The sequence below is a fragment of the Pseudarthrobacter sp. BRE9 genome, from assembly GCF_031844305.1.
Classification (GTDB): Bacteria; Actinomycetota; Actinomycetes; order Actinomycetales; family Micrococcaceae; genus Arthrobacter.
Genome location: NZ_JAUZUY010000007.1, coordinates 68,307 through 80,940 on the forward strand (window position 1 = coordinate 68,307; position 12,634 = coordinate 80,940).

Genomic DNA, 12,634 nt, shown 5'->3' on the forward strand with positions numbered 1-12,634 from the left:
TCACAGACAAGAGTTACTTGACATAACTATAACCTTCAACTCGAAGGTTAAGGTTTCAGGCTTCAAGCTCTCCATCAGTTTTCGCAATAAGACACGAACAAGGGACACGTAACGTGGCAGCTCCGCAGAATTACTTGGCCGTCATCAAAGTCGTCGGCATCGGCGGCGGTGGCGTGAACGCAGTCAACCGCATGATCGAGGTCGGCCTCAGGGGTGTTGAATTCATCGCCATCAACACCGACGCCCAGGCCCTGCTGATGAGCGACGCCGACGTGAAGCTCGACGTCGGACGGGAGCTGACCAGGGGACTGGGCGCCGGCGCCAACCCGGAGGTGGGCAAGCAGGCTGCCGAGGACCACGCTGACGAGATCGAGGAAGTCCTGCGCGGCGCCGACATGGTCTTCGTCACCGCAGGCGAAGGCGGCGGCACCGGCACCGGCGGCGCGCCCGTCGTCGCCCGCATCGCCCGCTCGCTCGGCGCCCTGACCATCGGTGTGGTAACCCGCCCGTTCACCTTCGAGGGCCGGCGTCGTGCCGGTTCCGCCGAGGCCGGCATCGATGCCCTGCGCGACGAGGTCGACACCCTGATCGTGATCCCCAACGACCGTTTGCTCTCCATCAGCGACCGCAACGTGTCCGTCCTCGATGCCTTCCGCTCCGCGGACCAGGTCCTGCTGTCCGGTGTCCAGGGCATCACCGACCTCATCACCACCCCCGGCCTGATCAACCTGGACTTCGCGGACGTCAAGTCCGTCATGCAGGGTGCCGGGTCGGCGCTCATGGGCATCGGTTCCGCCCGTGGTGAAGACCGCGCCGTCAAGGCGGCCGAACTGGCCATCGCCTCGCCGCTGCTGGAAGCATCCATCGACGGTGCCCACGGCGTGCTGCTGTCCATCCAGGGCGGCTCGGACCTCGGCCTCTTCGAGATCAACGAGGCCGCGCGGCTGGTCCAGGAAGTGGCCCACCCCGAGGCAAACATCATCTTCGGCGCCGTCATCGACGACGCCCTGGGCGATGAGGCACGGGTCACGGTTATCGCCGCCGGGTTCGACGACGTCAAGGCCACCTCGCCCTCCATGGACCAGTCCCAGCCGCAGGCCGCCCCGCAACGGCCCGCTGCCCCTGCGGCGGCACCCGCCTCGGCCCACCCCCAGGGCGGAAACCACCAGGGCAACGGCAACCACCAGCAGAACGTCCAGCCGATCCACGCCGGCGTCGGTGCCGCGGGACTCAGCAACTGGGGCCAGCAGCGTCCCTCGGCCGTCCCCGCTGACTCGGGCTTCGACGTCGACCTGCCCTCCGTCGTGGAGCCGGACCTGACCGGCACCCACCCGGATGACCTGGATGTCCCCGACTTCCTGAAGTAGGCAGCGGCTTGTTCCATTGGCGCGCCGACATCATGCCCGGGGTGTCGGCCGCATTCACTGACGTGCAGGCGGGAAACCTCGCCCTGCATGTGGGAGACGATCCCGCTGCGGTCCTGGACCGCCGGGCCCGTCTGGAGCAGTCCATCGGCGTCGGGCCCCGCTCGCTTCGCTTCATGAACCAGGTCCACGGCAATACCGTGGCGGTGATGGACGCGGTTGCGCCTGCCCCCGAAGCCGACGCCATGGTGTCCCGCGGACTTCCCCTCGCCGTCATGGTAGCGGACTGCATTCCGGTGCTGCTCGCGGGGGAGTCCGCCGCCGGGCCGGTCCTTGCCGCCGTGCACGCAGGCCGCCCCGGCATCGCGAACGGTGTCCTGCCCGCCGCCGTGGACACCATGCTGTCCCGTGGCGCATCCCGGATCCGGGCCTGGCTGGGACCCTCGATCTGCGGGTCCTGCTACGAAGTCCCTGCAGCACTGCGGGACGAGGTGGCCGCCCTGGTCCCTGCCACCCGGAGCGCAACCTCCTGGGGAACGCCTGCCCTGGACCTACCCGCCGGCGCGCGGAGCCAGCTCGAGGCTGCCGGCGTGCGCGTGGAATACGCCGGTGCCTGCACCCTTGAAACGGAGGCGCTCTATTCATACCGCCGGGACCGGAACACCGGCCGTTTCGCGGGATTGGTCTGGTGCCATGACTGAGCCTGAACCTACAGGGCAGGGCCGGGCGGATGATCCGCGCAGTGCGCACCTGGCCGAACGGCTTGCTGCCGTCCGGCAGCGGATCGCAGCGGCAGCCCTGGACGCAGGCCGCGAAGGACCGCTGCCATCCCTGATCGTGGTCACCAAGTTCCACCCGGCGGAGGACATCCGGCGCCTCGCAGCCCTGGGAGTGACGGATGTGGGAGAGAACCGGGACCAGGAGGCCGCCGCCAAAGCCCTCGAGCTGGCCGACCTTGGCCTGACGTGGCATTTCGTTGGCCAGCTGCAGACCAAGAAGGCCAAGTCCGTGGCGCGCTACGCCTCGGCGGTCCATTCGGTGGACCGGCCGCAGCTGGTGGAGGCCCTGGCGAAGGCGGTTCGCCATGAGATGGACGCCAGTGGGCGGGCGGCGCTGGACTGCTTCATCCAAGTCAGCCTTGATGACGACGGCGGCACGCACCGCGGCGGCGCAGACCCCGCCGAGGTGCCCCTTCTGGCAGAGCGGATCGCCGGATCGGAGGGCCTGAACCTGGCCGGCGTGATGGCAGTTGCCCCGCTGGGTGCGCCGCCGGAGCCGGCGTTCGAACGGCTCGCGGGGATTTCCGCCCGGCTGGCCGCGGCCTACCCCGATGCCACGGCAATCTCGGCAGGCATGAGCCAGGACCTTGAGGCCGCCATCACGTTCGGAGCGACACACCTGCGAATCGGCTCGGATATTCTCGGTTCCCGTCCCGCCGTGGGGTAGCGTCTGACCTATTGGAAGTGATGGGCGGGGGACTCCAGTGCTGTCAAATCATTGGGCGGCCCGCTTACGGGACACGATTAGGAGTCGACCATGGCCGGCGCTCTGCGCAAGACAATGATCTATCTTGGGCTCGCCGACGGCGATGAGCATTACGAGTCCGAGCAACAGACCACACGTAAGGATGAGGACGAACCGATGGAAGTTGACCGCGAGGAACGCCGCGCTCCGGCGCCGGTCCGCGAAGTCAGCCGCGAGGCGTCCTACGCCCCTGAAGAGGAATACCGCGCCCCTGTGACCCCCATTAAGCGTGCGGCTTCGAGCCGCGAAGAGAACACCGGACTTCGCCAGATCACTACCATCCACCCACGCTCCTACAACGATGCCAAGCTCATCGGTGAGAGTTTCCGGGACGGTATTCCGGTGATCATGAACGTCACCGACATGGGTGAGGCCGATGCCAAGCGCCTGGTGGACTTCTCGGCCGGACTTGTCTTTGGCCTCCGGGGAAGCATCGAGCGGGTGACCAACAAGGTGTTCCTGCTCTCACCGTCCTACGTTGAAGTGATCGGTGACGACAAGAAGGCCAGCGAAACGCAGGCAAGCTTCTTCAACCAAAGCTGAGCGCGAAGACTGCACAAAGATGCCAGGCAGGGACACCTGTCTGGCATCTGTGCTGAAATAGACAAGACAACAGCAGGACAACAGCGGCCTCCACCATGGATGCTCCGCACGAATATGGAGATATGGAATAAGTCATGGGAATTGTTTTCGGACTTCTCTATCTCGCCCTGCTGCTGTTCTTCGTCGCCCTCATCATCCGCCTGGTGTTCGACTGGGTGCAGATGTTTGCGAGGGAATGGCGGCCCCGGGGCGCAGCCCTGGTGGTGGCGCACGCCGTGTACTCCATTACGGATCCGCCGCTCAAGGGACTGCGGCGGATGATTCCGCCGCTCCGGCTTGGCGGCATCTCCCTGGACCTGGGCTTCCTGATCCTGTTCATCGGCGTCAGCATCGCCATGAACGTCACCAGGGGACTGGCCTGATTTACCAACCAGACCCGGCAATGCAGGGTGTTCCCCCGCGGAACGGCTACTGTAAAGCGAAGAACCTCCCGTTTGACACCGCAGTGTTGAATTAGAGTAAGCAGACCAAATTTAGGTACCGTAGTTTTGACGGCCGGAAGGCCTACTGACTAACCAGACCAGTGAGGTGACCAGATGGCTTTGACGCCAGAAGACGTTGTCAACAAGCGCTTTCAGCCCACCAAGTTCCGCGAGGGCTATGACCAGGACGAAGTTGACGACTTCCTGGACGAAATCGTCGTTGAACTCCGCCGCCTGAACCAGGAAAACGATGAGCTCCGCAAGAAGCTCGCCGAAGCAGGTTCGAGCGTACCGGCAAGCTCAGCTGCCGCCCCCGTGGTGGAGAAGGTCCCCGCGCCGGTCAAGGCCGACAAGGACGAGGCCCGCGAGAAGGCAGAGGCCGAGGCGAAGGCTGCCGAAGCCAACAAGAAGAAGGATGTCCAGCCGGCTGCCCCGGCTGCCGCCGCACCGGCTGCGCCCGCAGCTGTCGCCACTCCTTCCGCTGAATCCGCTGCCGGCCTGCTGGCCATGGCGCAGCAGATGCACGACCGCCACGTCGCCGACGGCCAGGCCCAGAAGGACAAGATCATCGCCGAAGCGCAGATCGAAGCCAGCAGCCTCGTCAACGACGCCCAGGAGAAGTCCCGCAAGATCCTTGGTGCCCTGGAGCAGCAGCGCTCCGTCCTGGAACGCAAGGTGGAGCAGCTCCGCGGCTTCGAACGCGACTACCGTTCACGCCTGAAGGCCTACATCGAGGGCCAGCTCCGCGACCTGGATGCCCGCGGCTCCGTAGCAACCCCGGAAGTCAGCGAAGCCAACTAAGTCTGGCAGCACGTATTCTGAAAGCCGGTGGCTGAGGATTCCTCGGCCACCGGCTTTTTGGCATTGACACCCAGCTCCACGAATTGAAAGCACCATGACTGACGAACTCGCTGCGGATGCGGCACGCCCTGTCCCACCCTCACCGCGCCCGCGCCGGGCAGTGCTGCTGTCCCTGTTCACCGGGTTCGCGATATTCGCCTACGTCCTGGACCAGCTGACCAAACTCTGGGTCACGTCCACCATGGTGGAGGGGGAGCGCATCCCTGTTCTGCCGCCCCTCCTGCACTGGTATTTCATCCGGAATTCGGGTGCGGCGTTTTCCATCGGCGAGAACGTCACGTGGGTGTTCTCCATCATCATGGCCGCTGTGGCCCTCGCGATCCTCTTCCAGGTGCGCAGGCTGGGTTCGGCCTGGTGGTCCCTGGCCCTGGGCCTGCTGCTCGGCGGGGCCCTCGGCAACCTCACCGACCGGCTCTTCCGTGAGCCGTCCTTCGGCATGGGCCACGTGGTGGACTTCATCCAGCTGCCCAATTTCGCCATCTTCAACATCGCCGACTCGGCCGTGGTTTCCGCCGTCGGCATCATCTGCATCCTGACCATCCGTGGAATCGCACTGGACGGAACGCGCCTGGGGAACGCGCCCAAGGAAAAGCCCGCCCATGACTGAGCACCTTGTCGTGGCCGAAGAGTACGGTGGGACGCGGGCAGATGCCGGGCTGGCCGGCCTCCTGGGGGTGTCCCGCTCCGTCGCCGCGTCCCTGCTGGCGGAGGGCCATGTCCTGATCCGGGGCAAAGCGTTGGGCAAGTCGGCAAAACTCGTTGCCGGGGACGTCCTGGACGTCACCGTCCCGGAACGGCGGGACCCGTTGGAAGTCGTGGAGGAGATTGTGGAAGGCCTGAACATCCTGCTCGACGATGACGATTTCGTCGTCGTTGACAAACCTGTGGGCGTGGCAGCCCACCCGTCGCCCGGATGGGTGGGACCAACGGTGGTGGGCGGCCTTGCTGCCGCCGGCTACCGCATCTCCACTTCGGGTGCGCCGGAACGGGCAGGCATTGTCCACCGGCTCGACGTCGGGACCTCCGGCGTGATGGTCGTGGCGAAGTCCGAGCGGGCCTACACAGCCCTGAAACGGGCCTTCAAGGAGCGCACCGTGGACAAGGTCTACCACGCGGTGGTGCAGGGCCTTCCCGATCCCCTGACCGGGACCATCGACGCCCCCATCGGGCGCCACCCCGGGCATGACTGGCGTTTTGCCGTCATCGAGGACGGCCGCGCTTCGGTGACCCATTACGAGGTGCTGGAGGCATTCGGCAAGGCCAGCCTGGTGGAGGTCCACCTTGAGACCGGCCGCACCCACCAGATCCGGGTCCACTTCTCCGCCCTCCGCCACCCCTGCGCGGGCGACCTGACCTATGGCGCCGACCCCCGCCTTGCGGCAACCCTGGGGCTCACGCGGCAGTGGCTGCACGCCCGGGAACTGGGATTTGACCACCCTGTGACGGGGGAGCGAGTCACGGTCACCAGCGACTACCCGCGGGACCTGGCCTACGCCCTGGAAGTACTGGAATCGGGACAGGCCTGACACGGACCGCCTGGCGGGGGTGCAAAGCGGCAGCGCTTAGAATGGTGCGGTGAGTTCCAGCAATGATTCGTTTGTCCACCTGCACACCCACACCGAATATTCCATGCTGGATGGAGCTGCCCGCCTGGGGGAGCTGTTCGACGAAACCGAGCGCCTGGGCATGCCTGCCCTCGCCACGACGGACCACGGCTACCTGTTCGGCGCCTTCGACTTCTGGCGAAAAGCCACGGACAAGGGCATCAAGCCGATCATCGGCGTCGAGGCCTATGTAACTCCCGGCACCGCACGGACGGACAAGGAACGCGTCCGCTGGGGCGATGAATCCCAGCGCAAGGACGACGTCTCCGGTGGCGGTTCCTACACCCACATGACGCTCCTGAGCTACAACAACGTGGGGATGCGGAACCTCTTCCGGGCCTCCTCCATCGCCTCCCTTGATTCGGTGTTCGGCAAGTGGCCGCGGCTGGACCGTGAACTGCTCAACACCTACTCGGAAGGGCTCATTGCCACCACCGGCTGCCCCTCCGGCGAAGTCCAGACCCGGCTCCGGCTTGGCCAGTACCGCGAAGCCCTGGAAGCGGCGGCTGAATTCCGGGACATTTTCGGCGCGGAAAACTACTTCTGCGAACTGATGGACCATGGCCTGGACATTGAACGGCGGGTCACCGGCGACCTGCTCCGGCTTGCCAAGGACCTGAACCTGCCGCTGGTTGCCACCAATGACCTCCACTACACCCACGAGCACGACGCCAAGGCACACGAGGCCCTGCTGGCCATCCAGTCCGGCTCCACGCTGCTGGAACCCACCTATGACAACGGCGGGTCGCGGTTCGCGTTCTCCGGCAGCGGCTACTACCTGAAGTCGCCGCAGGAGATGCGGGAGCTCTTCCGCGACCACCCGGAGGCCTGCGACAACACGCTGCTCATCGCCGAGCGCTGCGAAGTGTCCTTCAACACGGACGCCAACTACATGCCGCGGTTCCCTTGCCCGCCCGGCGAGGATGAGACCTCCTGGCTGGTCAAGGAAGTGGACAAGGGCCTGAAGTACCGGTACCCGGGCGGCATTCCGGACGAGGTCCGCAAGCAGGCCGACTACGAGCTCGGCGTCATCACCTCCATGGGCTTCCCGGGCTACTTCCTGGTGGTGGCCGACTTCATCAACTGGGCCAAGAACAACGGCATCCGCGTGGGTCCGGGCCGTGGTTCCGGCGCCGGCTCCATGGTGGCGTATGCCATGCGCATTACCGACTTGGACCCGCTGCGCCACGGCCTGATCTTCGAACGCTTCCTCAACCCCGACCGCGTCTCCATGCCTGACTTCGACGTCGACTTCGATGACCGGCGCCGTTCAGAGGTCATTGACTATGTGACCCGGAAGTACGGCGACGAGCGTGTCGCGATGATCGTCACGTATGGCACCATCAAGACCAAGCAGGCCCTCAAGGACTCCTCCCGCGTGCTCGGTTACCCCTTCAGCATGGGCGAAACCCTCACCAAGGCGCTGCCGCCGGCCGTGATGGCCAAGGACATCCCGCTCGCGGACATCCAGAACCCGGAGGCGAAGCGCTATGGTGAGGCCGGGGACTTCCGGCAGCTCATCAGCACCGATCCGGAAGCGGCCAAGGTGTTCGAGACAGCACTCGGCATCGAGGGGCTGAAACGCCAGTGGGGCGTCCACGCCGCCGGCGTGATCATGTCCTCGGACCCGATTATCGACGTCATCCCGATCATGCGCCGTTTCCAGGACGGCCAGGTGATCACGCAGTTCGACTACCCGACGTCCGAGGGCCTTGGCCTGATCAAGATGGACTTTTTGGGCCTGCGGAACCTGACGATCATTTCCGATGCCCTTGAGAACATCAAGATGAACCGGGGCATCGACCTGGACCTGGAAAACCTTGAGCTGGACGATGCCCCGTCCTACGAACTCCTGGCACGCGGCGACACCCTGGGTGTCTTCCAGCTCGACGGCGGTCCCATGCGGTCGCTGCTCAAGCTCATGAAGCCTGACAACTTCGAAGACATCTCCGCCGTCCTGGCGCTCTACCGGCCGGGCCCCATGGGCGCCAACGCGCACACCGACTACGCGCTGCGGAAAAACGGGATCCAGGAAGTCATCCCCATCCACCCGGAACTGGAGGAGCCCCTCAAGGAGATCCTCGGCGGAACCTACGGCCTGATCGTGTACCAGGAGCAGGTGATGGCCGTGGCGCAGAAGCTGGCCGGGTACTCGCTGGGCCAGGCAGACATCCTCCGCCGTGCCATGGGCAAAAAGAAGAAATCCGAGCTGGACAAGCAGTTCGCCGGCTTCTCCCAGGGCATGCAGGACAACGGCTACTCCATGGAGGCCGTGAAGACCCTGTGGGACATCCTGCTGCCCTTCTCCGACTACGCCTTCAACAAGGCCCACTCGGCAGCCTACGGCGTGATCTCCTACTGGACCGCATACCTCAAAGCCCACTATGCGCCGGAGTACATGGCCGCGCTGCTGACCTCGGTGGGCGATGACAAGGACAAGTCCGCAATCTACCTCAACGAGTGCCGGCGCATGGGCATCACGGTGCTTCCGCCGGACGTCAATGAATCAGCCTTGAACTTCACCCCTGTGGGGAACGACATCCGCTTCGGCATGGGCGCCATCCGCAACGTCGGCGTCAACGCCGTCGAGGCCATGGTGGCCGCGCGCGAAAGCGAGGGCGCCTTCACCTCCTTCAAGGACTACCTGATGAAGGTTCCGGCCGTGGTCTGCAACAAGCGGACCATCGAGTCCCTGATCAAGTCCGGCGCCTTCGACTCACTGGGCCACCACCGCCGTGCCTTGGCAATGGTCCATGAAGAGGCCATCGACTCGGTCATCACCCTCAAGCGCAACGAGGCGATCGGCCAGTTCGACCTCTTCGCCGGGTTCGAGGACGCCGGGGCGGAGTCGTCCTCCCTGAGCATCGAGATTCCGGACCTGCCCGAGTGGGAGAAGAAGGACAAGCTCTCCTTCGAGCGGGACATGCTCGGGCTCTACGTCTCGGACCACCCGCTGCAGGGCCTGGAGGGCCTGCTGGCCCAGCATGCCGAGATGAGCATCACCACCATCCTGGGCGAGGACGGTCCGCAGGACGGTGCCATCATCACCATCGCGGGCATGATCACCTCGCTGAGCCGGCGCATCGCAAAAGCCAGCGGCAACGCTTACGCCCGGGCGGAGGTGGAGGACCTGGGCGGCTCGATCGAGGTCATGTTCTTCGGGCAGGTTTATGGGCCCATCGCCTCCGTTCTTGCCGAGGACCTGATTGTGGTGGTCAAGGGCCGCCTGCAGAAGCGCGACGACGGCGCCATCACCCTGAACTGCATGGAGCTGTCCGTTCCGGACCTCAGCGAGGGGCTGAACGGACCCCTGGTGATCACCATGCCCACCCACAAGGCCACCGAGGCCGTGGTCACCGAACTGGGCGATGTGCTGCGCACCCACCGGGGCAACTCGGAAGTGCGGCTTCACCTGCAGGGCGACACCCGCACGGAGATCATGGGCCTGCCGGTCCACCTCCGCGTGAACCCCAGCCCGTCGCTGTTCGGGGACCTGAAAGTCCTGCTGGGCCCCGCCTGCCTGGACGCCTAGGAAGACTGGACGCCTGACAAAAGAAGCAGCCGACGGCGGCGGGTACATGCCGCCGTCGGCTGCTGCCTGGGTGCTTGCGCGAGCGGGTGGGGCTAGATCTCGTAGTCCAGCGGCACGGGCTGCCCGTACGCGCCGCCGTGGTACAGCAGGGGCGATCCCTCGCCCCCCACCTGGCCGTCCACCACCTGGACCACCACCACCGCGTTGTTTTCGAAGGAAAGCCGCATCTGGATCTCGCCGATCAGCCACCCGGCGACGTCCTTCAGGATAGGTACCCCGTGGGGCCCGATTTCCCAGTGGTTGCCTTCGAAACGGTTGCCCGGCAGGGCAAAGCGGGCTGCCAGTTCCTGGTTCTCCAGCCCCAGCATGTGGACCCCCAGGTACTGCGTGTTGGCCACGGCCGGCCAGGACCTGGAACTGCGTGCCATGTTGAATGTGAACCGGGGCGGCTTGGCGGACAGCGACGCCACTGAGGTGGCGGTAAAGCCGTAGGGCTCGTCCTGGTAGTTCACGGTGATGATGGCAACGCCCGCAGCGTGGCGGCGGAACATCTCCCTGAACGTCTGCTCGAACGGCTCGCTGGTGTCGGTCACCGGAACTCCTGCACTAAGTGGTGTAACTCTTTCTCCAAGCGTATTGGCCCGCGGTCCCGGCGGGAAAACAGGCAGCGGTGTTCCTCCCGGCCGAACGACCTGCCAGGAACCTTTGTTAAGGTGTGTTGCATGACAAACTCCGCCCACCCCGCCAGGCGGCTGCTTCCGTGGTCCCTGCTGCTGGTCCCCGCGGCAGCCGGAATTCCGGCAGGAATCCTCTGGTGGCTCCTGGCGCCGGGCGGATTGAACCTGATCACGCGGGATCCCGCCCTGGCATCGGGCACTGTTCCCCTGGTGTGGCTGCCGCGCGACCTCACCCTCGCCGGGATCCTGGTGCTGGCCGGCTGCCTCCTGGCCGTGTTCCTGTCCGACGGCAGGCGGCAGGACCCGCAGGCGGCCCTGCTGACCGGCCTGGCCGGGGCGCTGGCAGGCAGCGTCCTCGCCTGGGGGACAGGGATCCTGGCAGCCCGGCTCTTCGGTCCTGTTGTCGAGGCCTCAGCCAACGCCAGCATCGCCTTTTCCCTCCGGGCCTGGCCGGTGCTGCTGCTGTGGCCTGCCGCCACGGCCGTTTCCGTCTTCGTGCTGGAGCTGGTGGGCGTGGCGGGCAGGAAACCGCAGGGGGAGGCGGCGGAACGGGCACGCGGATTTAGCGCCGTAAAATAGTCCGGTGACCACTTTCCCGGAATTTCCCGCCCCCGCGGCCGCCGCCGTCGATTTCCGCACCGTCGACCTTCGTGGCCGTAACCTGACGCTCGCGGCCCTGCGCGGCGCCGTTCCCCGCGCCAAGGGCCAGACCATGGCGGATGCCGAGGAAAAGGTCCTGGGGATCATCTCCGCCGTGCGGCAGCGCGGCTTTTCGGCGCTGGCGGAGCTGGCGGAGAGGTTCGACGGCGTAGCGCAGGACCACCCGCTGGTCCCCAGGGACGCGATTGACGCAGCACTGGACCAGTTGGATCCGGCGGTGCGGGCCGCCCTGGAGGAATCCATCAGCCGGGCACGGAAATTCGCTGATGCCCAGCGCCCCCGCAACGTGGACGTCGAACTGGGCGACGGCGCGGTGGTCAGCCAGAACTGGGTACCCGTGGCACGCGTGGGACTGTACGTTCCCGGCGGCCTTGCCGTCTACCCGTCATCGGTGATCATGAACGTTGTGCCCGCACTCGCGGCAGGCGTGGAGTCCATTGCCCTGGCCTCGCCGCCGCAAAAGGAGTTCGGCGGGCTGCCGCACCCCACCATCCTCGCAGCAGCAGCGCTGCTGGGTATCACCGAGGTCTACGCCATCGGCGGGGCGCAGGCCATCGCCGCCTTCGCGTACGGCATCGAAGCCTCGCCGGCCGGTCCAGCCCTGGAGCCCGTGGATGTGGTGACCGGGCCCGGGAACATCTTCGTCGCCACGGCCAAACGGCTGGTAAAGGGCGTTGTGGGAATCGACTCCGAGGCGGGAACCACGGAGATCGCCATCCTTGCCGACGACTCCGCCCGGCCCGCGCTGGTGGCCGCCGACCTGCTCAGCCAGGCCGAGCACGATCCCAAGGCCGCATCGGTCCTGATTACCGATTCTGAAGAGTTGGCCGCGGCCGTTCGCGCTGAACTGGAACTGCAGGCCGCTGCAACCAAGCACTCGGCGAGGGTGCAGGAGGCGCTGTCCGGCCCGCAGTCCGGCGTCGTGCTGGTGGATGGCCTGGAACAGGGGATCGCTGCCTGCGACGCCTACGCGGCCGAGCACTTGGAAATCATGACCCGGGACGCCGCAGCCGTGGCCGCACGGATCCGGAATGCGGGCGCAATTTTCGTTGGTGACTACAGCCCGGTAAGCCTGGGCGACTACTGCGCCGGCTCCAACCACGTACTGCCCACCAGCGGCACCGCGGCTTTTTCGTCAGGACTCAACGTCACCACCTTCCTCCGCGCCATCCAGGTGGTTAATTACAGCCGGGAAGCCCTGGCAGAGGTCAGCGGACACATCGTGAGCCTGTCGCGGGCCGAGGACCTTCCCGCCCATGGTGACGCCGTCACTGTTCGCTTCCCCGGCTAAGGGCGGCACCACTACATGTAGTAATTACAGGATTGTTATTACCCCACATGCGCCCGTAAACTGGGAGGCGCCACAGCATTGCCCCCCGGCGGTGCT

Annotated in this window: 12 protein-coding genes; 11 read left to right on the plus strand and 1 reads right to left on the minus strand. The window is 65.8% G+C overall.

The genetic code is table 11. The features are described 5' to 3' along the window. The first annotated feature begins 113 nt into the window (after positions 1-113). The 9 genes from ftsZ (at position 114) to dnaE (ending at position 9,910) form a co-directional block, all read left to right on the plus strand. Positions 114-1,367 carry a cell division protein FtsZ gene (gene ftsZ / locus Q9R31_RS13780; protein ID WP_141940876.1) on the plus strand — a complete coding sequence of 418 codons (1,254 nt, stop codon included), beginning with the start codon at positions 114-116 and terminating at the stop codon, positions 1,365-1,367. Positions 1,368-1,375: 8 nt separating this feature from the next. Further along, positions 1,376-2,065, plus strand: a complete 690-nt coding sequence (locus Q9R31_RS13785) for a polyphenol oxidase family protein (RefSeq protein ID WP_311263293.1) — start codon at positions 1,376-1,378, stop codon at positions 2,063-2,065. After that, entirely contained in the window at positions 2,058-2,810 is a 753-nt protein-coding gene (locus tag Q9R31_RS13790) for a YggS family pyridoxal phosphate-dependent enzyme (protein ID WP_311263294.1), read from the plus strand. The genes Q9R31_RS13785 and Q9R31_RS13790 overlap by 8 nt, the downstream gene beginning before the upstream one ends. A 90-nt stretch (positions 2,811-2,900) precedes the next feature. Continuing rightward, positions 2,901-3,431 carry a cell division protein SepF gene (locus Q9R31_RS13795; RefSeq protein WP_311263295.1) on the plus strand — a complete coding sequence of 177 codons (531 nt, stop codon included), beginning with the start codon at positions 2,901-2,903 and terminating at the stop codon, positions 3,429-3,431. A gap of 134 nt (positions 3,432-3,565) precedes the next feature. Continuing rightward, positions 3,566-3,853 carry a YggT family protein gene (locus tag Q9R31_RS13800; protein ID WP_056331668.1) on the plus strand — a complete coding sequence of 96 codons (288 nt, stop codon included), beginning with the start codon at positions 3,566-3,568 and terminating at the stop codon, positions 3,851-3,853. Positions 3,854-4,027: 174 nt separating this feature from the next. Then, positions 4,028-4,714, plus strand: coding sequence for a DivIVA domain-containing protein (locus tag Q9R31_RS13805; RefSeq protein ID WP_056331667.1), 687 nt, complete (start codon positions 4,028-4,030; stop codon positions 4,712-4,714). A 94-nt stretch (positions 4,715-4,808) separates the two neighbouring features. Then, positions 4,809-5,381, plus strand: coding sequence for a signal peptidase II (lspA, locus tag Q9R31_RS13810; protein ID WP_311263296.1), 573 nt, complete (start codon positions 4,809-4,811; stop codon positions 5,379-5,381). Beyond that, complete coding sequence (locus tag Q9R31_RS13815) at positions 5,374-6,300, plus strand: RluA family pseudouridine synthase (protein WP_311263297.1); 927 nt, start codon at positions 5,374-5,376, stop codon at positions 6,298-6,300. Before lspA ends, Q9R31_RS13815 begins: the two co-directional genes overlap by 8 nt. Before the next feature lie 49 nt (positions 6,301-6,349). Next, on the plus strand, positions 6,350-9,910 hold the full coding sequence (gene dnaE / locus Q9R31_RS13820; protein WP_311263298.1) for a DNA polymerase III subunit alpha: 3,561 nt from the start codon (positions 6,350-6,352) through the stop codon (positions 9,908-9,910). A gap of 92 nt (positions 9,911-10,002) precedes the next feature. Here the strand turns inward: dnaE and Q9R31_RS13825 are convergent, their stop codons facing one another. Beyond that, complete coding sequence (locus Q9R31_RS13825; protein ID WP_311263299.1) at positions 10,003-10,503, minus strand: flavin reductase family protein; 501 nt, start codon at positions 10,501-10,503, stop codon at positions 10,003-10,005. A 129-nt stretch (positions 10,504-10,632) separates the two neighbouring features. On the opposite strand from Q9R31_RS13825, the gene Q9R31_RS13830 reads away from it, so the two are divergent. Together Q9R31_RS13830 and hisD are read left to right on the plus strand one after the other, a co-directional pair. Then, the gene (locus Q9R31_RS13830) at positions 10,633-11,166 is read left to right on the plus strand and encodes a hypothetical protein (protein WP_311263300.1); all 534 of its coding nucleotides are present in this window, start codon (positions 10,633-10,635) and stop codon (positions 11,164-11,166) included. A gap of 4 nt (positions 11,167-11,170) precedes the next feature. After that, positions 11,171-12,538, plus strand: a complete 1,368-nt coding sequence (hisD, locus tag Q9R31_RS13835; protein WP_311263301.1) for a histidinol dehydrogenase — start codon at positions 11,171-11,173, stop codon at positions 12,536-12,538. Positions 12,539-12,634: the final 96 nt, after the last annotated feature.

Bases quoted from the DNA above. Each gene is read 5' to 3' on its own strand.
- Q9R31_RS13790 (WP_311263294.1), top strand. From the start codon at position 2,058: ATGACTGAGCCTGAACCTACAGGGCAGGGCCGGGCGGATGATCCGCGC.
- Q9R31_RS13795 (WP_311263295.1), top strand. From the start codon at position 2,901: ATGGCCGGCGCTCTGCGCAAGACAATGATCTATCTTGGGCTCGCCGAC.
- Q9R31_RS13800 (WP_056331668.1), top strand. From the start codon at position 3,566: ATGGGAATTGTTTTCGGACTTCTCTATCTCGCCCTGCTGCTGTTCTTC.
- Q9R31_RS13805 (WP_056331667.1), top strand. From the start codon at position 4,028: ATGGCTTTGACGCCAGAAGACGTTGTCAACAAGCGCTTTCAGCCCACC.
- lspA (WP_311263296.1), top strand. From the start codon at position 4,809: ATGACTGACGAACTCGCTGCGGATGCGGCACGCCCTGTCCCACCCTCA.
- Q9R31_RS13815 (WP_311263297.1), top strand. From the start codon at position 5,374: ATGACTGAGCACCTTGTCGTGGCCGAAGAGTACGGTGGGACGCGGGCA.
- Q9R31_RS13830 (WP_311263300.1), top strand. From the start codon at position 10,633: ATGACAAACTCCGCCCACCCCGCCAGGCGGCTGCTTCCGTGGTCCCTG.